The 24,063-nt window shown below is 71.4% G+C and carries 16 protein-coding genes and 1 other RNA gene; 8 read left to right on the top strand and 9 right to left on the bottom strand.

Going from position 1 to position 24,063, the window contains the following annotated elements:
• The first annotated feature begins 380 nt into the window (after nt 1-380).
• The 3 genes from WBG99_RS22200 to WBG99_RS22190 all read left to right on the top strand — a co-directional run bounded on the left by WBG99_RS22200 (nt 381) and on the right by WBG99_RS22190 (nt 4,744).
• A complete protein-coding gene (locus WBG99_RS22200; protein WP_338897987.1) occupies nt 381-905 on the top strand; it encodes a DMT family transporter in 525 nt (174 codons plus the stop codon).
• A 489-nt stretch (nt 906-1,394) separates the two neighbouring features.
• Nucleotides 1,395-3,734: an alpha-xylosidase gene (yicI, locus tag WBG99_RS22195; protein WP_338897986.1), complete on the top strand. Its 2,340-nt coding sequence runs from the start codon at nt 1,395-1,397 to the stop codon at nt 3,732-3,734.
• Complete coding sequence (locus WBG99_RS22190) at nt 3,731-4,744, top strand: LacI family DNA-binding transcriptional regulator (protein ID WP_338897985.1); 1,014 nt, start codon at nt 3,731-3,733, stop codon at nt 4,742-4,744. Before yicI ends, WBG99_RS22190 begins: the two co-directional genes overlap by 4 nt.
• 53 nt (nt 4,745-4,797) lie before the next feature.
• Here WBG99_RS22190 and ssrA read toward each other — a convergent pair.
• The 5 genes from ssrA to ftsE form a co-directional block, all read right to left on the bottom strand.
• Nucleotides 4,798-5,200, bottom strand: a transfer-messenger RNA (tmRNA) gene (gene ssrA, locus WBG99_RS22185).
• A 136-nt stretch (nt 5,201-5,336) separates the two neighbouring features.
• Nucleotides 5,337-5,876 carry an SsrA-binding protein SmpB gene (gene smpB / locus WBG99_RS22180; RefSeq protein ID WP_338900437.1) on the bottom strand — a complete coding sequence of 180 codons (540 nt, stop codon included), beginning with the start codon at nt 5,874-5,876 and terminating at the stop codon, nt 5,337-5,339.
• A 93-nt stretch (nt 5,877-5,969) separates the two neighbouring features.
• On the bottom strand, nt 5,970-7,166 hold the full coding sequence (locus WBG99_RS22175) for a S41 family peptidase (protein ID WP_338897984.1): 1,197 nt from the start codon (nt 7,164-7,166) through the stop codon (nt 5,970-5,972).
• A gap of 68 nt (nt 7,167-7,234) precedes the next feature.
• Nucleotides 7,235-8,152 (bottom strand): permease-like cell division protein FtsX, encoded by a 918-nt coding sequence (ftsX, locus tag WBG99_RS22170; protein WP_338897983.1) that lies wholly within the window; start codon nt 8,150-8,152, stop codon nt 7,235-7,237.
• Nucleotides 8,153-8,187: 35 nt separating this feature from the next.
• The gene (ftsE, locus tag WBG99_RS22165) at nt 8,188-8,877 is read right to left on the bottom strand and encodes a cell division ATP-binding protein FtsE (protein ID WP_338897982.1); all 690 of its coding nucleotides are present in this window, start codon (nt 8,875-8,877) and stop codon (nt 8,188-8,190) included.
• A gap of 237 nt (nt 8,878-9,114) precedes the next feature.
• On the opposite strand from ftsE, the gene WBG99_RS22160 reads away from it, so the two are divergent.
• The gene (locus WBG99_RS22160) at nt 9,115-9,306 is read left to right on the top strand and encodes a hypothetical protein (RefSeq protein ID WP_338897981.1); all 192 of its coding nucleotides are present in this window, start codon (nt 9,115-9,117) and stop codon (nt 9,304-9,306) included.
• Between the two features lie 78 nt (nt 9,307-9,384).
• Here the strand turns inward: WBG99_RS22160 and WBG99_RS22155 are convergent, their stop codons facing one another.
• The 4 genes from WBG99_RS22155 to WBG99_RS22140 all read right to left on the bottom strand — a co-directional run bounded on the left by WBG99_RS22155 (nt 9,385) and on the right by WBG99_RS22140 (nt 15,257).
• Nucleotides 9,385-10,377, bottom strand: a complete 993-nt coding sequence (locus tag WBG99_RS22155) for a hypothetical protein (protein ID WP_338897980.1) — start codon at nt 10,375-10,377, stop codon at nt 9,385-9,387.
• A gap of 327 nt (nt 10,378-10,704) precedes the next feature.
• Entirely contained in the window at nt 10,705-11,811 is a 1,107-nt protein-coding gene (gene prfB / locus WBG99_RS22150; RefSeq protein ID WP_338897979.1) for a peptide chain release factor 2, read from the bottom strand.
• A 237-nt stretch (nt 11,812-12,048) separates the two neighbouring features.
• Complete coding sequence (locus WBG99_RS22145; RefSeq protein WP_338897978.1) at nt 12,049-13,287, bottom strand: serine/threonine-protein kinase; 1,239 nt, start codon at nt 13,285-13,287, stop codon at nt 12,049-12,051.
• A 224-nt stretch (nt 13,288-13,511) separates the two neighbouring features.
• Complete coding sequence (locus WBG99_RS22140) at nt 13,512-15,257, bottom strand: protein kinase (protein WP_338897977.1); 1,746 nt, start codon at nt 15,255-15,257, stop codon at nt 13,512-13,514.
• 550 nt (nt 15,258-15,807) lie between these two features.
• Here WBG99_RS22140 and WBG99_RS22135 point away from each other — a divergent pair.
• From WBG99_RS22135 to WBG99_RS22120, 4 genes are all read left to right on the top strand, one after another.
• Nucleotides 15,808-19,980: an FHA domain-containing protein gene (locus WBG99_RS22135; RefSeq protein ID WP_338897976.1), complete on the top strand. Its 4,173-nt coding sequence runs from the start codon at nt 15,808-15,810 to the stop codon at nt 19,978-19,980.
• A gap of 323 nt (nt 19,981-20,303) precedes the next feature.
• The gene (locus WBG99_RS22130) at nt 20,304-21,713 is read left to right on the top strand and encodes an ABC transporter substrate-binding protein (protein ID WP_338897975.1); all 1,410 of its coding nucleotides are present in this window, start codon (nt 20,304-20,306) and stop codon (nt 21,711-21,713) included.
• 84 nt (nt 21,714-21,797) lie between these two features.
• On the top strand, nt 21,798-23,078 hold the full coding sequence (locus tag WBG99_RS22125) for a sugar ABC transporter permease (RefSeq protein ID WP_338900436.1): 1,281 nt from the start codon (nt 21,798-21,800) through the stop codon (nt 23,076-23,078).
• The gene (locus tag WBG99_RS22120; RefSeq protein ID WP_338897974.1) at nt 23,075-23,992 is read left to right on the top strand and encodes a carbohydrate ABC transporter permease; all 918 of its coding nucleotides are present in this window, start codon (nt 23,075-23,077) and stop codon (nt 23,990-23,992) included. The genes WBG99_RS22125 and WBG99_RS22120 overlap by 4 nt, the downstream gene beginning before the upstream one ends.
• Nucleotides 23,993-24,063: the final 71 nt, after the last annotated feature.

Raw genomic sequence — 24,063 nt, 5'->3', positions numbered from 1 at the left:
CTGCGCTGGTACCACCACGGCCTTGACCAATGCCTTCGCCATTGGACCGCTTCGACTGAGGGCCCTTGGGCCTGTTCTCGACGTGCACGCACTTCCCCCCACGGGATCGTTCCGGGTGCGTGTTCGATGCCGGTTCTCGCACTTTCCTGTACCGGACCGGGCCCCCACCCGATCCGGGGCGCCCCACCCGTCACACGCACCCGGAGCCCGAATGTAGGGGTGGGCGGGATGTGCACGTGTGTGATATCAGGTGAAGGTCATCATGATGGGTGCATCTCTGGCCGGAATCCCCCCGTCCTCCGGATGTGATAGCCATACTTCCGCCCGCGCCAATTCGGCGGCGGCCAGTCCCGCGTGGCGGTCCCGGCAATTCCGTCGCCGTGACCGGTCTGCTCGGCGGTGTTTCGGGCGGGTCGGCGTTGGGCGGGTGGGTGGCGGAGCGGGCGCCGGGGCCGGGCACGCTCGGATCCGGCGTGGCGGCTGCGGCAGCCGCGACGGTCGCGGGGGTGACCCTGCTGGGGCGCGCCTCCGGCCGGAAGAACACCGGTGGCGCGTTCGAGGCGACGGTGACGGGTTTCGCGGTGGGCACCGTGTGTCTGCTGCCGATGGCCCTGCTGGAAGGCCTGGTGCCCGACATGGAACACGCGGCGACATGGACGGCGGGGCTGATCGTCTACCTGGGAGCGGTGCCGACGGCGCTCGCGTACGCGCTGTTCTTCGCCGGCCTCGGCGCCGTACGTGCCACGACGGCCTCCGTGGTCACCCTGGTCGAACCGCTCACCGCGGCGGTCGTCGGTATCACGGTCCTCGGCGAACGGCCGAACGCACTCGTCCTCGCCGGCACCGCGCTGCTCATGCTCGCCGTGCTGTTCCTCGCGACCGACGAGGAGACGGGCCGAGCGTGATCGCACGGTGAGGGGCGGTGTGCCGGTCCGGCGCACCGCCCCTCGCCCCGGTTCGGCCGCGCGTGCGGGCTCCGGAATTTCCACGCTCCCCATTGACGCACCCTCACCTCGCACATACCTTCACCCGTCGAAGCGCTTCGACGTCACGCGGCGAAGCGATTCGACCACGCCGTTCGACGTTCTGCCCGACCGACCCAGCGGCCGTCGCGACGCACCGACGCCCCTCGGACCACCTTGGAGGCACAGGATGTCGACGGCCCGAAGACGTGTGACGGCGACAGCGACGAACGGGGCTCCGCCGCCGGCTTCCTGTGACCGACCGGCGTTCCCGTCAGCCGCCCCGCCCCCGGCGTGCCCCTCGCCCTGCTCCCCGGTCTCGTCCCCTTCCTCATCCGGCGCGCGCTCACCCGCCGCATGGCCTTGGGAGCCACGAAACAGGCCAGGAGGCAAACCGTGAAGCAGGCCGTGACGTAAGGAGAAACCCCCCACATGAAGTTCACCGACGGCTACTGGCTGCTCCGCGAAGGCGTCACCGCGGCCCACCCGGTCGAGGTCCTCGACGTCACCGCCACGGACGGCGGCGCGCTGGAGGTCCACGCGCCGACCCAGCCCATCCGCCACCGCGGCGACCTGCTGAAAGGACCGGTCGTGACGATCAGCGCCCACGCCCCCATGCCCGACGTCGTCGGCGTCACCTTCACCCACTTCGAGGGCGCGCGACCCCCCGGCCCCCGATTCGAGCTCACCGGCGAGGAGTTCACCCCCCACACCTCCTACGACGAGGAGCACGCCACCCTCACCGCCGGGGAGCTGTCGGTGCGCGTCTCCCGCACCGGCCCCTGGCGCGTGGACTTCCTCGCCCACGGCCGCACCCTCACCGCCAGCGGCCCCAAGTCGATGGGCATCATGCGCGACGCCTCCGGCGCCCACTATCTGCGCGAACAGCTCAACCTCGGTGTCGGCACCTCGGTGTACGGCCTCGGCGAACGCTTCGGCCCGCTCGTCAAGAACGGCCAGGTCGTCGACATCTGGAACGCCGACGGCGGCACGGCCACCGAGCAGGCATACAAGAGCGTGCCGTTCTACCTCACCGACGCCGGCTACGGCGTCTTCGTCGACCACCCCGGCAAGGTCTCCTTCGAGGTGGCCTCCGAGATCGTCTCGCGGGTCCAGTTCAGCGCGGAGACCCAGCAGTTGACGTACTACGTCATCTACGGCCCGGCCCCGAAGGACATCCTCCGCAAGTACACGGCCCTCACCGGCCGCCCGGCCCTCCCGCCCGCCTGGTCGTTCGGCCTCTGGCTGTCCACGTCCTTCACGACCTCCTACGACGAGGAGACGGTGACCTCCTTCATCGAGGGCATGCGGGAGCGCCGGCTGCCGCTCTCCGTCTTCCACTTCGACTGCTTCTGGATGCGCGAGTTCCAGTGGTGCGACTTCGCGTGGGACTCCCGGGTGTTCCCGGACCCGGAGGGCATGCTGGCCCGCCTCAAGCGGCGCGGCGTGCGGATCAGTGTCTGGATCAACCCGTACATCGCCCAGCGCTCACCGCTCTTCGCTGAGGGCAAGGCCCTCGGCCATCTCCTGCGCAGACCGGACGGCAGCGTCTGGCAGTGGGACCTCTGGCAGCCCGGCATGGCCCTCGTCGACTTCACCAGCCCGGCGGCCCGCGCGTGGTACGCGGCGAAACTGGAAGCCCTGTTGGCGCAGGGCGTCGACTGCTTCAAGACCGACTTCGGCGAACGGGTGCCCGTGGACGTGGCCTGGTCCGACGGCACGGACCCGGAGCGGATGCACAACTACTACACGTACCTCTACAACCGCACGGTCTTCGACGTCCTCCGCAAACACCGGGGCGAGGGCGAGGCGGTGGTCTTCGCCCGGTCGGCCACGGTCGGGAGCCAGCGCTTCCCGGTCCACTGGGGCGGCGACTGCGAGTCCACCTACGAGTCGATGGCCGAGTCCCTGCGCGGCGGCCTCTCCCTCGGCCTCTCCGGCTTCGGCTACTGGAGCCACGACATCGGCGGCTTCGAGGGCACCCCGTCGCCCGCGCTGTTCAAACGCTGGATCGCCTTCGGCCTGCTCTCCTCCCACAGCCGCCTGCACGGCTCGTCCTCGTACCGGGTCCCGTGGGTCTTCGACGACGAATCGGTCGACGTGCTGCGGGAGTTCACGCGCCTGAAGCTGAGCCTGATGCCTTACCTCTACGAGGCCGCGCGCACCGCCCACGCCGAGGGTGTGCCGATGATGCGCGCGATGGTCCTGGAGTTCCCCGACGACCCCGGCTGCGCGTATCTGGAACGCCAGTACATGCTCGGCCCGGACCTCCTCGTCGCGCCGGTCTTCACCGACGAGGGCGACGTCACGTACTACGTCCCCGAGGGCACCTGGACCCGTTTTCCGGCCGGCGACACCGTCACCGGCCCCCGCTGGGTCCGCGAGCGCCACGGCTTTCTGAGCGTGCCGCTCCTCGTCCGTCCGGGCGCGGTCGTCCCGGTCGGCGCGGTGACGGACCGCCCGGACTACGACCACGCCGACGGCGTCACGCTGCGGGCGTACGGCCTCGCGCACGGCGCCCAGGTCACCGTGCCCGTCGGCGACGCGACGTTCAAGGTCGTACGGGAGGGACGGGTACTGCGCGCCTCGTGCGGCGATCCGAGGGCGCCCTGGGGGCTGGCGGTCGGTGACCGTGAGGTGCGGGCGCCGGCGGGCACGGGCTTTCTGACGATGGACCTGGACGTGGATCCGGACGTGGATCCGGACGTGGATGTCGATGGGGATCCGGACGTGGTCGTGGATCCGGATCTGGAAGGAACGGGGTCGGCGTGACAGTGAAGATCACCGATGTGGCCCGGCACGCGGGCGTCTCCCCCAGCACCGTGTCGTACGCCCTCAGCGGCAAGCGGCCGATCTCGGCGGAGACCAGGGCGCGGGTCGAGGCGTCCATCCGCGAGCTGGGCTACCGCCCGCACGCGGGCGCGCGGGCTCTGGCCGGCAGCAAGGCGAATGTGCTGGCGATGGTGGTGCCGTTACGGGCCGGCATCAACGTGCCCGTGGTCATGCGGCTCGCGGTCTCTGCGGTCACGGCCGCCCGCGCGCACGACCACGACGTCCTGCTGGTGACGCAGGAGGAGGGCGAGGAAAGCCTGCGGCGAGTGGCCGACACGGCCCTGGTGGACGCGCTGATCGTGATGGACGTCCAACTCCACGACCCCAGGTTGCCGTTGTTGCGTACGCTGGGCTGTCCGTCGGTGCTGGTCGGCTTCCCCGCCGATTCCTCCGGCCTGACCTGCGTCGACCTGGACTTCAGGACGGCGGGCGAGCTGTGTGTGGAGCATCTGGCCGGCCTCGGCCACCGCGCGGTGGGCCTGATCGGCTCCCCGCCCGAGGTCTACGTCCGCAAGACCGCCTTCGCCCAACGCGTCGTCCAGGGCTTCACCTCCGCCGCCACCCGTAACGGCATGTCCTCCACGGTCCACCCCTGCGAGGCCACCCCCGCCGCCGCCCGCACGGTCGCCGAACGCCTTCTCCGCGAACAACCGGCGCTCACCGGCGTCGTCATCCACAACGAAGCCATCCTGGAACCCCTCGTCGACGCCTTCGAGCACCTCGGTCTACGTATCCCCGCCGACCTGTCCGTCACCGCGCTCTGCCCGGCCGACCTCGCCGACAGGCTCCGCGTCCCCCTCACCTCGATCGCCATCCCGACGACGGAGCTGGGAGAACAGGCGGTCGACCTGCTGATGAAGCAGCTGGACGGCGTCCCCGTGCCGCAGGCCACCCTGCTGCCGCCCCGGCTGACCGTGCGGGCCAGCACGGCCCGTCGGGTGACCGGGTGACACATGACGAAAGCCCCGCTGCGTAGCGCAGCGGGGCCTCGCCCACATGGGAACTGTGGAGATGGCGGGAATCGAACCCGCGTCCAACGGTGTGGAATCAGGGCTTCTCCGTGTGCAGTTCGCTGTGCTTTTCTCAGCCCCGGCGATCACGCGAACAAGTCGCCGACGGGCTCAGTCACTGTTGGATTTCCCTCTTCACCCCGTGACCGGGATCAAGGTTTAGTCCCCTAGCTGATGCCAGGATCCGGGTCGGGAACACCCCCGGGCTGACACTCCCTTAGTTAAGGAGCAGTCGCGTCGCTACCTGAGATCAGGCGGCGAGAGAGAACTGCTGCTTGGGAGAATCGCTGTTGGAATTGGCGATTATTTGTTTCGGCCTGTGGTTTACGAGATCGTGGCCGCTTCCTCGACACGCTTCCCCTGCTTCGACATCCGCTGTCGAAACCGATCATCCCCATGTTGTTTTTTCAACCCCCTCCGAAGAGGGCCCCTCCAGAGAGAGGTGTGCGCACCCGCTGTGTGGTGCAGGTGCCATCGTACGTGACCAACGCGAACGCGTGCCACCCTATTCCCCGCGGCCCGCGCGCCCCGGCTACGCGCGCTGCTTCCGCTTCGCCGCCGCGATCGCGCGGTCCGACTCCCGCCGGTCCTGCTTCTCCCGCAGGGTCTGCCGCTTGTCGTACTCCTTCTTGCCTCGCGCGAGCGCGATCTCGGCCTTCGCCCGGCCGTCCTTGAAGTACAGCGCGAGCGGCACGATCGTGTGACCCGTCTCCTGCGCCTTGGACTCCAGCTTGTCGATCTCCTCGCGGTGCAGCAGCAGTTTGCGCTTGCGGCGCGCGGAGTGGTTGGTCCAGCTGCCCTGGTGGTACTCGGGGATGTGGGCGTTGTGCAGCCACGCCTCCCCCCGGTCGATCTGGACGAAGCCGTCGGCCAGCGAGGTCCGCCCCTCACGCAGCGACTTGACCTCGGTGCCGGTGAGCACGAGTCCGGCCTCGTAGGTGTCGATGATCGCGTAGTCGTGCCGGGCCTTCTTGTTCTGGGCGACGATCTTGCGCTTGCCGCCCTTCTCGCCTTCCCTGCCCTTGGCCGCCGCCCCGCCCTGCTTGGGCTGGGATTCCTTCGGTACGTACATTCCCTTGCTCATAGTGCCACCCATTTTCGCACTACGGAGGGGGCCCACGGGAAACCGATTATCGGGGCGGCGGCCAGGGGGAACGCGGCGGGCTCACCGCCCGAGTCCGGTCAGTACCGTCTCGGCCCGCCGCAGGGCGTCGCCGTCCGCTTCGAGGTCGGGGGTGATGCCGGTGCCGTCGACGCCGCGGCCGGAGGGGGTGCGGTAGTGGCCGACGGTCAGTTCGGCGACGGAGCCGTCGGGCAGGCGGCTCGGCATCTGGACCGAGCCCTTGCCGAAGGTGCGGGAGCCCACGACCACCGCGCGACCGCGGTCCTGCAGGGCCCCGGTGAGCAGTTCGGCCGCGCTCATGGTGCCGCCGTCGACGAGCGCGACCAGCGCTCTCGTCGTGTCGCCGCCGGGTTCGGCGTGCAGGGCCTGCTGCTCGCCGTTGACGTCGTACGTGGCGACGAGGCCGCCGTCGAGGAAGGCGGAGGAGGCGGTGACGGCCTCGGCGACCAGGCCACCGGAGTTGCCGCGCAGGTCGAGGACGAAGCCGGAGACCTCGGTGGCCTGCTCGACGGCTGCTCGTACGAGATCACCGGAGCCCTTGGTGAACGCGTCGACCGTGATGACGCCCACCCCGCCGGCGGTACGGGTGAGGGTCACGTCCTCGGTGGAGAGACGGGCCCGGCGGAGGGTCTCGTGCCAGGTCCTGGTGCCGCGCCGCAACTCCAGCGACACCTTCGTACCGGCGGCCGCGCTCTCGGGAGCCCCGGTGGTCCCGGTGTCACCGTCGAGCGCGTCGCCGCGGAGTAAGGAGACGACCTCGGTGACCGGGCGTCCTGCGACCTTCTCGCCGTCGACGCCGACGAGCCGGTCGCCCGCGCGGATCCCCGCACGGGCCGCGGGCGAGCCGTCCTGCACCCGCGTCACCGCGATGCCGCCGTCGCGTTCCAGCCGGGCCCACAGCCCGACGCCGGTGTACGCGCCGTCGAGGGCCTCCTCGAACTGCTCGTACTCGTCCTCGGAGTAGACCGCGCCCCACCGGTCGCCGCTGCGGCTGACGGCACGCTCGGCGGCCTCCACGGCGGACTCGCCGTCGGCCATGGCCTCGGCGGCGGCCTCGGCGACGTCCCGCTCCCGGCCTGCGGGGGCGGAGCGGGAGGTGTCCGTGGTGGCCGGCCTGCGGTACGGCTCCTCGAAGGAACCGGTCGCGGCGCCCGTGGCGAGAACGCTCGCGAAGACCAAGGTCAGGGCTGCCCCGCGGCCGATGCGGCGGGGCTGGGAGAACAGGTCACGGCCTGACATGTCGGCGAGTCTAGGACAGCGTGAAGGGCCGCACCGGCCCTTGCCGGAACGGCCCTCCTTGGCATGCGTCACACCTTCAGGTACTTGCGCAACGCGAAGAAGGCGGCCAACGCCGGCATCAGGAAGCTCGCCGCGAGGATGAGCGGCAGCTTGGTCAGGACCGCGTCCCAGCCGACGAAATTGATCAATGGCAGGTTCTGGGACAGCGACACTCCGTTGTCGATCACGAAGTACTGCCCGAGGATCAGGAAGGCACAGGCGATCGTGCCGCCGATGATGCCCGCGACGGCGGCCTCCATGATGAACGGCGCCTGGATGTAGAAGCCGGACGCGCCGACCAGCCGCATGATCCCGGTCTCACGCCGACGGCTGAACGCCGAGACACGCACCGTGTTGACGATCAGCAGCAGCGCCACGACCAGCATGACCGCCATCACCCCGCGCGCCGCCCAGTTCAGATACCCCAGGAGCCGGAACAGGTTGTCCAGGATGCCCTTCTGGTCCTGCACCGACTGCACCCCGTCACGGCCGTTGAAGGCACTCGCGATGACCTGGTACTTCTCCGGGTCCTTCAGCTTGACGCGGTACGACTCCTGCATCTGGTCCGGCGTGAGGCTGCTGGCCAGCGGGGAGTCGCCGAACTGCTCCTTGTAGTGCTTGTACGCCTGGTCCTGCGACTCGTAGGCGACGTTGTTCACGACCGACATCTTGTTCAGGTCGGACTTGATCTGGTTCTTCTGCTCGGTGGTGACCGCGCCCTTGGCACAGTTGGGATCGGACTCCGCGTCGCTCTTGTTGCACAGGAAGATCGACACGTTGACCTTGTCGTACCAGTAGCCCTTCATCTGGTTGACCTGGTCGCTCATCAGCAGCGAACCGCCGAACAAAGCGAGGGAGAGAGCGACGGAGACGACGACCGCGAAGGTCATCGTGAGGTTGCGGCGGAGACCGACACCGATCTCCGACAGGACGAACTGGGCGCGCATGGCGTCTCGCTAAGCCTTTCCGTGGACTGGGGCGGTCAGTGCTGGTAGCCGTAGACGCCGCGCGCCTGGTCGCGGACGAGGCGGCCCTTCTCCAGCTCGATGACGCGCTTGCGCATCTGGTCCACGATGTTCTGGTCGTGGGTCGCCATCACCACGGTGGTGCCCGTCCGGTTGATGCGGTCGAGCAGCTTCATGATGCCGACGGAGGTCTGCGGGTCGAGGTTGCCGGTGGGCTCGTCCGCGATCAGCAGCTTGGGCCGGTTCACGAAGGCCCGCGCGACGGCCACGCGCTGCTGCTCACCACCCGACAGCTCGCCCGGCATCCGCTCCTCCTTGCCGCCGAGACCGACCAGCTCCAGCACCTGCGGCACGGACTTGCGGATCTCGCCGCGCGACTTGCCGATGACCTCCTGCGCGAAGGCGACGTTCTCACCGACCGTCTTGTTCGGCAGCAGCCGGAAGTCCTGGAACACCGTCCCGAGCTGGCGGCGCATCTGCGGCACCTTCCAGTTGGAGAGGCGCGCGAGATCCTTGCCCAGCACGTGCACCTGCCCCTGGCTGCACCGCTCCTCCCGGAGGATCAGCCGCAGGAAGGTGGACTTTCCGGAGCCGGAGGATCCCACGAGGAACACGAACTCGCCCTTCTCGACCTCCAGGGACACATCCCTGAGTGCGGGGCGGGTCTGCTTGGGGTAGACCTTGGACACGTTGTCGAATCGGATCACGGATGCACCACAGGCCGTCGGGAATGGATGACGGTGACTGTACCCTCCCCCGCCCCGCGAGGGGCGCGGGGAACCGCGCGAGCGACCTCGACGCACCCGCGGGCGCGCGGCCCGCCCACCCCTTTCGCAGGCGCCCGCGCAACCTCCGGAGGAACCTGGCACAGTGGAGTGGAGGAACGTACCGGTTCCGCGAAACGTTGGGGTGTGTGTGAGGCCACTGCAAGGAGGGCGAGGCGCATGACGTACGACCGGTTGGTGTGCGCGAACTGCGCGTCCCCCGTGGCCGAGGGCCGCTGTCATGTGTGCCGGGCGAGCCGCGAGCGACTCCAGCAGGAGAACCCCTTCGCGAGCCTCAGCCCCATGACGTTGATCGCCCTCCTTGCGATCCTCATAGCGGCACTGGCACTGCTGGCCCACCAGACGGCATAAGGCGTACGACGACGAAGGCCCGGGGCTGGCTGCCCCGGGCCTTCGTCGTCATGTGTGGCTGTGCGTGACCGTGTGCGATCAGGCGGCGGCGCCGCGGCCGACCATCAGGCGCGGCAGCAGACGGAAGCCGATACCGCCGGCGATCATCGTGGCGGCGCCGACCAGCAGGAACGTGGTCTCCGCCGCACCCGTCTCGGCCAGCTCGCCGCTGCCGGCGCCCTGGGCCTCGGTCTCCGAGCCGGTGTCCGTGAGAGCCGAGGAGCCCTCCGCCTGGACGACCTCGTCGTTACCGCCGTCGAGATCGGCACCACCGGAGGTGGAACCGCCGTCGGTGGAGCCGCCGGAGGTCGAACCACCGTCGGTCGAACCGCCGGAGGTCCCGTTGGACGTCGCGCCACCGTCGGTCGAACCGCCGTCGGTGGAGCCGCCGGAGGTCGAACCACCGTCGGTCGAACCGCCGGAGGTCCCGTTGGACGTCGCGCCACCGTCGGTCGAACCACCGTCGGTGGAGCCGCCGGAGGTCGAACCACCATCGGTCGAACCGCCGGAGGTCCCGTTGGACGTCGCGCCACCGTCGGTCGAACCACCGTCGGTGGAGCCGCCGGAGGTCGAACCACCATCGGTCGAACCGCCGGAGGTCCCGTTGGACGTCGCGCCACCATCGGTCCCGTTGGAGGTCCCGTTGGACGTCGCGCCACCATCGGTCCCGTTGGAGGTCCCGTTGGACGTCGCGCCACCATCGGTCCCGTTGGAGGTCCCGTTGGACGTCGCGCCACCATCGGTCCCGTTGGAGGTCCCGTTGGACGTCGCGCCACCATCGGTCCCGTTAGAGGTCCCGTTGGACGTCGCGCCACCGGCGGTGGTGGCGCCGACGTTCGTGTTGCCGTCGGTAGTGTTGCCGGTGTTGACCTGGACACCGACATCGGCGGACACACCGTCGTCGGTGCCGATGCCGATGCCGACACCGAGGTCCAGCGCGGAAGCGGCACCCGCGGCGGTCAGCGAAGCGCCTGCGGCGATCACGGCACCTGCGGCTATTCGCGCCACGCGGATCCGCGTCTTCTTCGTCATATGGCTGCTACCCCCAGTAGCTATCAGTAAGTGGAGCAGCGCCCGGGGCCGCGATCAACGGGAGCAGTCGGTTGGGTCGAAGTCCCCCGGTTCACATGCACCCCAGTAATGCGCATGCCACGCGCCACCCTTCCCACTTTTCGCAGCAACGTCAAGGTCGTTGCGTACGCGATGTCCCGTTCACCGCTTTTAGTCATGACAAGGACGTGTGAGTGTGACGTAAAACCCAGACATCCCCACACGGGCAAGGCAACCGCCTTCCAGTGAAGGGCAGTTGCCTTGTCGACAAAGCGCTGAAACCGTCCGGATGGTGAAGCGGCGCGGGTGTTACTTCTCCTGCTGCTTGCGCCAGCGAATTCCGGCCTCCAGGAAGCCGTCGATCTCGCCGTTGAACACGGCCTCGGGGTTACCGACTTCGTGCTCGGTGCGCAGGTCCTTGACCATCTGGTACGGGTGCAGGACGTACGAACGCATCTGGTTGCCCCAGGAGTTGCCGCCGTCGCCCTTGAGCGCGTCCATCCTGGCCTGCTCCTCCTGCCGGCGCCGCTCAAGGAGCTTCGCCTGCAGAACGTTCATCGCGGTGGCCTTGTTCTGGATCTGCGACCGCTCGTTCTGGCAGGAGACGACGATGCCGGTGGGAATGTGGGTGAGCCGCACGGCGGAGTCGGTGGTGTTGACGCCCTGGCCGCCCGGACCGGACGACCGGTAGACGTCCACCCGCAGTTCGGACTCGTCGATCTCGATGTGGTCCGTCTGCTCGACCACGGGCAGCACCTCGACACCGGCGAAGGAGGTCTGGCGCCGCCCCTGGTTGTCGAACGGCGAGATACGGACGAGCCGGTGCGTGCCCTGCTCGACGGAGAGCGTGCCGTACGCGTACGGGACCTGGACGGCGAAGGTGGTCGACTTGATGCCGGCCTCTTCGGCGTACGACGTCTCGTAGACCTCGGTCTTGTAGCCCTTCTGCTCCGCCCAGCGCAGGTACATCCGCTGAAGCTTCTCGGCGAAGTCGGCGGCGTCGACGCCGCCGGCCTCCGCGCGGATGTTGACCAGGGCCTCCCGCGCGTCGTACTCGCCGGACAGGAGAGTACGGACCTCCATCTCGTCCAGCGCCTTCCTGACGGAGGCCAGCTCGGTCTCCGCCTCGGCGCGGGTGTCCGGGTCGTCCTCCTCCTCGGCCATCTCGAAGAGGACGCCGAGGTCGTCGATACGACCCCGCAGGGCTTCCGCCTTCCTGACCTCGGCCTGGAGGTGGGAGAGCTTGCTGGTGATCTTCTGCGCCTCGTCCGGGTTGTCCCACAGGGACGGCGCTGCCGCCTGCTCTTCGAGCACGGCGATGTCTGCCCTCAGCCTGTCGAGGTCCAAAACGGCCTCGATCGACTCCATGGTCGAGGAGAGGGACTTCAGCTCTTCGGATACATCGACGACTGCCACGCTCCCAGCCTAACGGCTCCGCCGGGCGGGCCACGCGGGGTGCGCCCCCTCCGGGCCCCCGCCCCTGGGGCTGCGGCCTCCGGCCCCCCCGCGTCGTGTTCAGGCGCGTGCTTGGTCTGCGGGCGGGTGGGGGCTTGTCAGGCGGTTCCCCGCGCCCCTTGAAAGCCGGGGCCGCCCCCGTGCTTTCGCTTTCGCTCTCCAGGGGCGCGAAAGTGCCCGCGATACACGAAGAAGCGGTCAGGGGTTCTCCGGCGCCGAGTTCTTCGTGTCGGACGGGGCTTCGCCCCCACCGCCCCCGGAGGAGGCCACCCACGTCCCCACCCCCACCACGGCGATCAGAGCCACCGCCGCCGCGCTCAGCGTGATCCGCCGCCGCCGCACCACACCCCCCCGGTGCCGCGCCGACCCCGGCCGGGGCGCCCCTGCCGCCCGTGGTGCCCGCGCGGTCCCCCGCGCCCCTCCCGCCAGTTCGTCCGGCCCCGGCACGCGCATGGACGTGTGTGTGTCCCGGTTGGAGTCCGGCTTCGCCCCCGGCACCAGCGGCACCGCCCCCCGCCGCACCCGCTCCCGTGGCACCTCCGCCTCGGCGGGCGCCTCCTCGCACTCGTCCCCCGACTCCGTCCCCGGCTCGTCGACGTCAAGCGGCGGCATCCCCGCCAGCAGCGGCAGCTGCTCCCGCAACCGCGCCGCCAGCTCCGACGCCCGCAGCCGCGAGGCCGGCGCCTTGGCGAGGCACTGCACGAGGAGCTGCCACAGCTCCTCGGGGATGCCGGGAAGGGGGACGACCGTCTCGGTGACGTGGCGGCGCAGCACGGCGCCGGGGTGGCCGCCGCCGAACGGGGTGAAGCCCGCGAGCAGCTCGTACAGCACGGTCGCGAGGGCGTAGATGTCCACGGCCGCGCGGGGCGGCAGGCCCTCGACTATCTCGGGGGCGAGATAGTCCGGCGTACCGATGATCTTCGTCGCGCGGGTGCGGCGGGGGGAGTCGATCAGTTTGGCGACGCCGAAGTCCGTCAGCAGGGCCGGGTGCGCACCCCCCGGGCCCAGGGGCCCCTGCATGTCCAGCAGGACGTTCTCCGGCTTCACGTCCCGGTGGACGACACCTGCCGCATGCGCCGCCGCGAGGCCGTCCGCGATGTCGGCCACGACGGCGACCGCCGCCTCGGGGGCCATCCTGCGCTCCCGGTCGAGGCGGGTGCGCAGGTCGGTGCCCCGGACGAGGTCCATGACGAGGGCGAGGTCGTTGCCGTCGACGACGAGGTCGCGTACGGAGACCACGTTCGGGTGGTCGAGGCCCAGCAGCGCCGTGCGCTCCTGGACGAAACGGCTGACGAGTTCCTGGTCGGAGGAGAGGTCCTCGCGCAGCAGCTTGATGGCGACGGGGCCCTCCGGGCCCTCACCCAGCCACACCGTGCCGGCGCTGCCCCGCCCCAGAATCTGGTTCGCGGTGTACCGGCTTCCGATCTTCCGTCCCAAGACTGCTCCTACAGGCCGCGTGTTGGCGACAAAGCTACGCGCCCCGGGACCCAACCTTCACCGCCCAGGCGGAAATCACCCCTCGGATATCGACAAATCCCCAACCCCGGCGACGCGATACAAGAAAACCGGGGGCCGAACCTTCGGCCACCGGTCACTCGTCACCTCACTCGTCACCGGGTCACTCGTCACCGGGTCACTCGCCATCGGTCACTTATCGCCCGTCACTGTCCGGAAGCCGATCCGCCGGACCCGGAACCGGAGTCGCCGCCCAGGTTCCCGATCCACTGGGTGGCCGTGTCGAACCAGTCCGTCAGCTGTTCCCAGTACCCCTTGCCGGTCCCGATCCAGCCCTGGAGGGGGGTGAACTCCCAGATCAGCCACCCGCCGACGAACAGCAGGACGATCATGAAGAAGCACCCCTTCAGACAGCCCAGACCCGGGATCCTCATCGGGTTGGCGCTGCGCCGACGCGGCTCACGCGGCGGCCGGGGCTCGCGCTGCGGTCGCGGCGCGGGCTGCTGGGGCTGCGGCGCGGGCGCGTACCGCTGCGGCTGCTGCCGCCGCTGGGGTGTGGGGGCGGGGGCGGGGGCGTACGGCTGTTGCTGCTGCGGTTGGCCGTAGCCGGGGCCTGCCTGCGGCTGGCGCTGCGGGGGACGCTGCTGCCGGTGCGGCGGCTGCGGCGGCTGCTGGGGACGGTTGACCTGCCGCTGGGGGCGGCGGCGCAGGGGGTCCTCGTCGGGGGCGAGGTACTGGACCTGCGTCTGCTCGTTACGGTCGCGGGCCGCGCGGAGCTGGTTCTGCCAGGGGTGCGGCTCCTCGGGCGACGGCCGGCCGCCCGGGTCGTGCGACGGCACCGGCGGCATCACGGAGGTCGGGTCGGCGCCCCCCGTCCGCGGGAGCACGGAGGTGGGATCGGCGGCGCCTGCCGGACTCGAGGTGTGCGGGAGCACGCTGGTCGCGGCGTTCGGGTCGTAGGAGCCGGCGCCGTGCGGCAGCACCTGCGTCGGGTCGGCCGAGCCGAACGGGTCCGGGGCGGCGCCCGGCACCTGCGCGGGGGCAGGGTCGGGGCCGAGGAGATGGCCCACGCCCTCGGCGGCGGCGATCTGCAGGGAGTTCGCGTGCACGCCCACGCCCTCGGCGACGACCCGGAGCGCACGCGCGAGGTTGACGGCGCTGGGTCGTTCGCTCGGGTTCTTGCGCAGACAGCGATCGATGACCGTCCACAGCGGGTCGGGGACGGTGGACGGGCGGCGCGGCTCGGCGCTGAGATGCTGGTGCAGTACTTCGAGCGCGGACTGGCCGGCGAACGGCGGGCGCCCGGTGACCAGCTCGTACATCAGGATGCCGGCGCCGTAGATGTCGACCGCGGAGGTCTGCGGCTGCCCCTCGGCGGACTCGGGGGCGACGTACGCGGGCGTGCCGACGAACTCGCTGGTCCGGGTCAGACCCGGGGAGTCGGCGAGGCGGGCGATCCCGAAGTCGGTCAGCATCGGGTGCATCCGGCCGTCGTCCTGCTTGAGCAGCACGTTGGCGGGCTTCAGGTCGCGGTGGACGACGCCGTCGGCGTGGCTGGCGGCGAGCGCGTCGGCGATCTGGGCGGTCAGCAGGGACGCGGCGACCGGCGTGAAGGGGCCGTTCTCGCGCAGGTACCGGTGCAGGTCGGGGCCTTCGACCAGGTCCATGACCAGGGCCAGCAGATCGCCCTCGACCACCAGGTCCCGTACCCGCACGACGTTCGGGTGGGTGAGCCGCAGCAGCACGGACCGCTCCCGCAGGAACCGCATCACGATGTCCGCGTCGTTGGCGAGCTCTTCCTTGAGAACCTTGATCGCCACGGTCTCGCCGGGATGGCCGGGTACCGCCGCCTCGGCTCCCGCCGTCTCCCGCTGGCGGGCGCGCCAGACAGTGCCTGTGGCGCCGCGTCCAATCGGCTCCTCAAGGAGGTACTTGCTCCCTACCGGCCGCACGTCATGCGCTCCCTGTTGCTTGCTTGCCTGGTCACGCCCTGGAGTCCTGCGGACGTTCCGACCCACTGTAATGCGGCCGTCCCCGGGACCGGGGTGTCCTCTTCCTGGCTCTTCCCGCCCGTTCGCTGTCGCTGTGCTGTGGCTTGCTCCGACCCGCCGTGTGCCGCCTGTCGGTGTCCGTGTCCGCGAGTACGTACGCGTACCCGTGTGCGTTCGATGGAAAGACGCTCCCTCATGGGCCGTTGGTTGCCGCATACGGACGTACACCCTTCCGGATACGGACGTGACCGATCCCCAAAACGGACGCGATACGGACGTGACCGATCTCAAGTGATCAATTGGCGGGTGCGGGTCAGGCACTTTTGGGGGCAGAGCCGACCAATCAAGATCACTTGACGGTAGGCGGCGGGCGTGTTGTCAGCGGCAGGTGCGAGGATGCCTCCAGTACTGGCCGACGTGCCCGTGAGCGGTGGGGGAAGTCTGCGGTGGGGACCGCGCAGTCTCGTCCTCGTGGTCGCGGGTGCCCGCGCGGAAGGGACCGCTGACGGCGATGCAGATCCGGCTGACCGTCGTAGACCCCCTGGGACCGCCCTCGGAAGCGCGAGGACCTGCCACGGCCTGCGACGTGCTGGTCACGGCGCCCGCCGGGACGGCCCTCGCCGCCGTGGCCTCGGGTCTCGCCTCCGCCGTCGGCGAGGGCGGTGCCGAGCGTCTTGAGCGCAGCCGGGAGGTCGGCGGCGGCCAGGTCGTGCTGTACGCCGGTGCCGAACGCCTCGACGCCCAGCGCTGCACCCTCGGCGAGCCGCCCCTCATCGACGGCGCCGTGCTCTGCCTGGGCGCCCCCGCCGAGCCCGGCCCCGAGGTCGACGAGGCCGCCGCCCAGCTGCACGTCGTGGCCGGCCCCGACGCCGGCGGCGTCCATCTGCTGCACGGCGGCAAGATCCACATCGGCCGCTCCGCCGACGCCGACGTCCCCCTCGACGACCCCGACGTCTCCCGGCTCCACTGCGCCGTCACCCTTTCCGCCGACGGCCGCGTCACCGTCGTCGACCTCGGCTCCACCAACGGCACGACCCTCGACGGCACCCGCGTGGCCGACCGCCCGGTCCGGCTGGTCCCGGGCGCCCTGCTCCGCCTCGGCGAGTCCGCCCTCCGGCTGGCCTCGTCCTCGGGCGCTCGGGGAGTCGCGACGACACCTGACGGGGAGGGCCACGTTCGGGTGACGGTGGGGGCCGAACCCGGCTCCGGCTCCGGCTCCGGCTCCGGCTCCGGCTCCGGCTCCGGCTCCGGCTCCGGCTCCGGTGGATCGTCCCGTGGGAGTGCGGCAGGGCGAGGGTCGGAGGATTCGGGGCACGGTCGTGGTGAGCGGCTGCTGGTGCCGGGGCAGGGTGGGGCGCCGGGGATCGAGCGGACGGCGGTGGGGTCGGGGTCTGCGTCCGGTGCGGGGAGCGGGGCCGGACCCGGCGCGGGCCAGGAGGCCCGGCACGAGGGTGCGACGGGTGAGGGCGGGGCGGAAGCCCCTGGTCATCTCGGCGATGGCCGTACGTCCCACGATGGCCGCGGTACCCGTGGTACCCGCGAGGGCCACGATGCTCCTGGTACCGGCCATGGCCTCGACGCTCGTGATTCCCGCGGGTCCGGCGGGTCCGATAGTGCCGGAGGTCACGGTGGGCCCAGTAGCTCCGGTGGGCCCGGTGATCCTCGCGGATCCGGGGGACCCGGTGGTCGCCGTGAGCCCGGCGGTTCCCGTGGACCCGGCGATTCCGGGGGGCCTCCCGGGCCCCCTGAGCCCGGTGGTTCTCGTGACCCGAGTGACCCTGGCGTCGGCGAGCCCGTCGAGACCGGCACGCGTAAGAGCACTCCCCTCCGGGGGACTGAGGTGCCGCGTGGGGTGCGTAGACGGGGTGGCTTCGGGGCGTGGGCGCGGCGGCTGACGGGCGGGCGGGGACAGGCGGGGGCCGAGTACGACCCGTACGAGTACGGCGCCGAGTACGACGAGGACGAGCGCGGGACGACGGCCTCGGTGCTCCCCACCGGTGACCGGCGGCTGGCGGAGACCTGGCCGGACCCCGCCGCGCTGCTGCTCACCGCGCTGGGGCCGGGAGCCCGGCTGTGGGAGCGCGGGCCGGGGCACCCGGAGGCGCTGACGGTGCGGCTGGGTACGGCCGACCGTGCGGCGCCGGACGGTTCGGGGCTGTTGCCGGCGGTGCCGGTGACCACCGGGTTGCGTGAGGCCGGGGCGCTGGGGCTGGCCGGGCCGCGCCCCCGGCTGATGGGGCTGACCCGGGCGGTCGTGGCCCAGCTCGCCGCGCTGCACTCCCCCGACACGCTGGAGCTGGTCCTGATCAGCGCGGACCGCTCCCGTTCCGCCGAGGAGCGCGTCACCGACTGGTCCTGGCTCGGCTGGCTCCCCCACCTCCGCCCGGCCCACGGCCAGGACTGCCGCCTCCTCCTCGCCTACGACCGCGAGCAGACGACGGCACGTCTGGACGAGCTGCTGCGCCGCCTGGAGGACCACGCGGCGGACACGGCGGGCCATGCGCCCGGGAGCACGGCCGGCACCGGGGCCGGCCGGCCGCCGGAGGCACCCGCGCCCGCGGCCTCGTCGGGCCACGGACCGAACAATCCGAGCGAACCGAAGAATCCGAACGAACCGCGCGAACCGCGCGACACGGCGACGAGCCACCGGGCAGGGGCGACGGGCCACACGTACGGGCGTACGGCAGAGGCCGGGGCCGAGGGCGCCTCCGGGAGGCGGGTCGTGCGGCGGCCGTCGTGGGCCCGGGAGGACGGCCCGGCGGGCGGCGGCTTCGCGGGGCCGTACACGGTGGTGATCGTGGACGGGGACCCCGGGGGCGCGGATGTGCGGGAGGCCGTGATGCGGCTGGCGCAGGACGGGCCCGTCGCCGGGATCCATGTCGTGTGCCTCGCCGAGACGGAGGCCGCTTCGCCCGCCTCGCCGGTGACGGAGACCTACACGGCGGCCTGCGAGGCGTCGCCCGCGTTCCGCGCCTGCGGGGCCGTCGCCCTGCTCAGCGGTGACGTCGCCACGGCGCTACGGCTGCTGCGCGTGGCCTCCGGGCACGCCGCGGCGAGCGGTTCGGGCGCACCGGGGCAGACCGCCCCCGCGCGGTCCGGCCGTCCGGGGGCCGACCGCCCCGGCTCCGCCGAGCACACGCGCGGTACGGACACCGCCGTCGCGCCGAGCCGCGCCCGTTCCGACCGCTCCGGTCGCGCCGCTCCCCCGGACTCCGGGGCGGGCCGCACCCACGCCCACATCGGCTTCCTGGGAGGCACACTCTCCGGTGCCGACGGGCGGACGCCTCCCGGCATGCAGGGTGTCGCCTCGCCCGGCCCGGACGCGGCACCCGGGCTGCTGAACCACGGCACGGTGGCCACGTTGGACGCGGTGTCGGTGGCGTGGGCGGAGCGGTTCGCGCGGGCGCTGGCGCCGCTGCGTACGGACGGGTCGGCCGGGGAGCGGCAGGCGCGGGTGTCGGCGCCGTTGCCGCAGTCGGCGCGGCTGCTGGACGAGCTGGGGCTCGCGCGGGCCACTCCTGCGTCGTTGATGGCGCGGTGGGCGGACGCGGCCGACGACACGACGGCGCTCGGCGGGCGGGCCTGGGCCGTGCTCGGCGCCGGGCCGCGCGGGCCGGTCTCCGTGGACCTCGCCGCCGAGGGCCCCCACCTGCTGATCGAGGGGCCGCCCGGCAGCGGCCGTACTGAGCTGCTGCGGTCCGTCGCCGCGGCGCTGGCCGCCGCCGAGCGGCCCGACCGGCTGGGGATCACCCTCGTGGACGGGCGGGACGGCGTCGGCGGTGCCGGCGGGCGGGCCGGGGAGGGGCTCGGGGTCTGTACCGACCTGCCCCATGTCGGGACGCACCTCAGGGCCAACGACCCCGTGCGGATGCGGGAGTTCGCGCAGTCGCTGAGCGCCGAGCTGAAGCGTCGGGCGGAGTTGCTGGGCGGGCTCGGGTTCGTGGAGTGGCACACCCGGCGTGCGGTGTCGGGCCGTATCGTCCCACAGCGCTCGGCGATGTCCGGGCCGACGAAGTCCGGGACCGCCGTGCCCGGGGCCGCGCAGGCGGGGGCGGGCGGGGCCGCCGATCTCGACTCGTCGTCCAGTTCGACGCTCCGGCTCCGGCCGGCGGGCGGGCGCAGGGCCGCCGGCCAGGACGGGAAGGGGGCAGCCGGAAAGGGCTCCGCCTCCGTACTGGCCCGGCTCGTCGTCATCGTCGACGACCTCGACGCGCTCCTGTCACCCCCCCTGGGGTCCACGGGGCGGCCGGCCGCCGGGTCCGTCGTCCGGGCCCTGGAGGCGGTGGCCCGGGAGGGCGAGCGACTCGGTGTGCATCTCGTCGCCACCACGGGCGGGGGCGGGCGCACGGGCGAGAGCGAGCTGGGGCGGGCGGCCGGGGGGCGCGTCGTGCTGAGCGCGCCGGTGCCGGGGCCGGACGAACCCGCGCCCGGGCGGGGTGAGTTGCTGGGTGAGCGGGGCCGCACGACGTCCTTCCAGGCCGGGCGGGTGACCGGGCGCATCCCGCGCACGGCGACCCTCCGACCGACCGTCGTGCCGCTGGACTGGGCGCGGATGGGTGACCCGCCGGCCCGGCGCCCCGTACGGGAGCTGGGGAACGGCCCCACGGACCTGGCGCTGCTCGCCAGCGCGTTGGAGCGTGCGGCGCGGGAGGTGTCGGCGGCGGGCGTACCGTCCCTGCTGTGACTGTTCACCGAGGCTGAGCGGGGGCAGGCGGGCGACGAGGCCGCACGCGGGCAACGCGAGCAACCACAGCGGACGGAAACCCGCCCCGGCGCCCCGGCGCCCCGACGGCGAACATGCCCCCTGGCGCACCACCCGCACGGCGAACGCAAACCCGGCTCTCCACCCGGGCCATCAGGCCCCCGCCCCCTCCTCATGGTCACGACGCGGTCACGATCGAGGAGTTGACACCGCAGGCGCTCTTGCCGCCCCCAGGCACGCGGCGTAGACCAGAGCGCACGAGACAGCGCCTCTACTTCGACGACGCACGGAGAACGGGGTCAGTGATGCGCAGCATATTACGTACACGCAAGCCCAACCCCTGGGAGAAGTCCGCACATCCATCCACTTCGAAAGCCCTCGCGGCCCTCGCCGCAGGCGTCCTCGCCCTCTCCCTCACCGCGTGCGGCGGTGACGACGAGGGGGGCGGCGACGACACCGGGAACGGCAACGACGGCGGCAACGAGGCCGCCGTCCAACTACCCGAGCTGAACGGCCAGAAGCTGGAGGTCGCGGCGGTCTTCACGGGCCCGGAGCTGGACAACTTCCAGAAGGTGCTGGACGAGTTCGAGAAACGTACCGGCGCCTCGGTGACCTTCGTGCCGACCGGCAACAACACCTCCACCTTCCTCGGTACCAAGATCGAGGGCGGCAAGCCGCCGGACGTGGCGTTCCTGCCACAGGTCGGCGTGTTGCACCAGTTCGCCGAGAAGGGCTGGGTGAAGCCGCTCGGCAGCGAGGCCCAGGCGCAGTTGGACAAGAACTTCTCGGACGGCTGGAAGGACCTCGGCGCCTACGAGGGCGAGCAGTACGGCGTGTACGCGAAGGCCGCCAACAAGTCGCTCGTCTGGTACAACACCGCCGCCTTCGACGCGGCGGGGATCACCGGGGAACCCCGGACGTGGGACGAGTTCCTGCGGACCGCGCAGACGCTCTCCGACGCCGGCACCCCCGCCGTGTCCATCGGCGGCGCCGACGGCTGGACGCTCACCGACTGGTTCGAGAACGTCTACCTGTCGCAGGCGGGGCCGGAGAAGTACGACCAGCTCGCCGCGCACGAGATCAAGTGGACCGACCCCTCCGTCGAGGAAGCGCTCACCACGCTCGGCGAGCTGTGGGGCGAGGACGACCTGATCGCGGGCGGGGCGTCCGGCGCGCTGCAGACCGAGTACCCGAAGTCGATCACACAGACGTTCGGCGGGGACACCCCGGCGGGGATGGTGTTCGAGGGCGACTTCGTGGCCGTCACCATCAACGGTGACACGGACGCGGAGATCGGCACGGACGCCAAGGTCTTCCCGTTCCCTGCGGTCGGTGACGAATCCCCGGTGGTCACCGGCGGCGACGCGGCCGTGGCGCTGAAGGACGGCGAGGGCGCGCAGGCACTGCTCACCTTCCTCGCCTCGACCGACGCGGCGGAGATCTGGGCGGCGCAGGGCGGCTTCCTCTCCCCCAACAAGGAGATGGACCAGGGGTCGTACAAGGACGACGTCACCCGGGAGATCGCCAAGGCGCTGCTCGCGGCGGGCGACGACTTCCGCTTCGACATGTCCGACCAGGCCCCGGCGGCGTTCGGCGGCACCCAGGGCGTCGGTGAGTGGAAGGACCTGCAGGACTTCCTCAAGGACCCCGACGACGTGGCCGGCGCCCAGCAGCAGCTGGAGCGCGACGCGGCGAAGGCCTACGGGAACGGCTGACGGCCCGCGATGCCGTCCGCCGTGGCGAAGACGACGGGGGGCGCCGGCGCGCTGCCGACGCCCCCCGTCGCACCGCGCAAGAGTGTGACGGGTACCCGGCTGTGGGTGGCGGTGCTGTTTCTGCTGCCCGCGCTGGTGCTGCTCGGCGCGCTCGTGGTCTACCCGATCGGGTACTCGGTCTGGCGGAGCCTGTTCGACGCGAACGGCTCGGGCTTCGTCGGCCTCGACAACTACGCGGAGATCTTCTCCGACGACTCCACACTCGTCGCCGTACGGAACACCGCGATCTGGGTCGCGGTCGCCCCGGCGTTCGTCACCGCGCTCGGGCTGATCTTCGCGGTGCTGACCGAACGGGTGCGCTGGGGAACGGCGTTCAAGCTGATCGTCTTCATGCCGATGGCGATCTCGATGCTGGCCGCGGGCATCATCTTCCGGCTGGTGTACGAACAGGACCCGGACCAGGGGGTCGCGAACGCGGTCGTCACGTCCGTGCACGACGTGTTCGTCGACGAGTCCGTGTATCCGAAGGCCCGGCCCAACGCCCAGGCGAGTGATCTACGGCCGTCCGGCGGGGGTTCGTTCACCACGGAGGGGACCGTGCGGGCCGGTACGCCCGTCCTCCTCCCCCTCGTCGGTATCGCGCCCGACCGGCTGCCCGGCGACCCGCAGGACGCCGAGACGGCCACCGGCAGCGGTGTCACCGGCACCGTCTGGCTGGACTTCCGGCTCGGTGGCGGCGGCGAGAAGGGCGTTGTCGACCCGGGTGAGAAGGCGCTGGAGGGCGTCAAGGTCGAGGCGGTGAGGGACGGGAGGGTCGTCTCCACCACGACCAGCGGCGGCGACGGCACCTTCAGTCTGCCCGCGTCGGCGGAAGGGACCCAACTGCGGCTGCCCGGCTCGAACTTCGCGGCGCCCTACAACGGCATCGACTGGCTCGGCCCGACCCTGGTCACCCCGGCCGTGATCGGGTCGTACGTCTGGATGTGGGCGGGCTTCGCGATGGTGCTGATCGCGGCGGGGCTGGCCGGTGTCGACCGCAATCTGCTCGAAGCGGCCCGGGTGGACGGGGCGAACGAGTGGCAGGTGTTCCGCCGGGTCACCGTGCCGCTGCTCGCGCCGGTCCTGGTCGTCGTCCTCGTCACGCTGATGATCAACGTGATGAAGGTCTTCGACCTCGTCTACATCATCGCCCCGCAGCCCACCCAGGACGAGGCCAACGTCCTCGCCCTCCAGCTGTATCTGGTGTCGTACGGCGGTGGGGGCGACTTCGGGCTGGGCAGCGCGATCGGTGTGGTCCTGCTGCTGCTCGTGCTGCCGGTGATGTGGGTCAACATCCGGCGACTGCGGAAGGAGCGCCAGCGGTGACCGCCCTCGAAACCCCCGCCCCGGGCCCGGAGAGCCCTGTGCGGGAGGCGCCCGAACGCGCCAGGCGCTCCGTCGCCGCCCGGCTGGCGAGCCGTACGGCGGGCGGCGCGCTGCGGGTGTTCCTGCTCCTGGTGGCGCTGTTCTGGCTGGTGCCGACCTTCGGGCTGCTGGTCTCGTCGTTCCGCGACCCGACCGACATCTCCGCCTCCGGGTGGTGGAAGGTGTTCTCGGCGCCCGCCCAGCTCACCACCAAGAGCTACGAGTCGCTCCTGGAGAACGACGGCATCACCAACGCCCTCGTCAACACGGTCTGGATCACGGTCCCGGCGACGCTGCTGGTCGTCCTGATCGGCGCGATGGCCGGATACGCCTTCGCCTGGATGGACTTCAAGGGCCGTGACTGGTGGTTCATGGTCGTGGTGGGGCTGCTGGTGGTGCCGGTGCAGGTGGCGCTGATCCCGCTGTCCGGGCTCTTCCGGCACCTCGGGATATTCGGCGACATCATCGGCGTCGTCCTGTTCCACGTCGGCTTCGGACTGCCGTTCGCGATCTTCCTGTTGCGGAACTTCTTCGCGGAGATCCCGCGCGAGTTGCTGGAGGCGGCGCGGCTCGACGGCGCGGGCGAGGTACGGCTGTTCGCGACGGTCGTCATGCCGCTGGCCGCACCGGCGCTCGCGTCCCTCGGGATCTTCCAGTTCCTGTGGGTGTGGAACGACATGCTGGTCGCCCTGGTCTTCTCCAGCTCCGGTTCGCAGCCGCTGACGGTCGCGCTGCAGCAGCAGGTCCGGCAGTTCGGCGGCAACATCGAGATCCTGGCGCCCGGCGCGTTCATCTCCATGGTGATCCCGCTGGCCGTGTTCTTCGCGTTCCAACGGCAGTTCGTGTCGGGCGTGATGGCGGGCGCGGTGAAGTAGCCGCCGGTGAGCGGCGGTTGGTCACGCAGTTCCCCACGCCCCTTGAAAGCAGGGGGGTCCCCGGTTCTCAA

The organism is Streptomyces sp. TG1A-60, from assembly GCF_037201975.1.
GTDB lineage: Bacteria > Actinomycetota > Actinomycetes > Streptomycetales > Streptomycetaceae > Streptomyces.
This window is presented reverse-complemented; position numbering and strand designations above follow the sequence as displayed.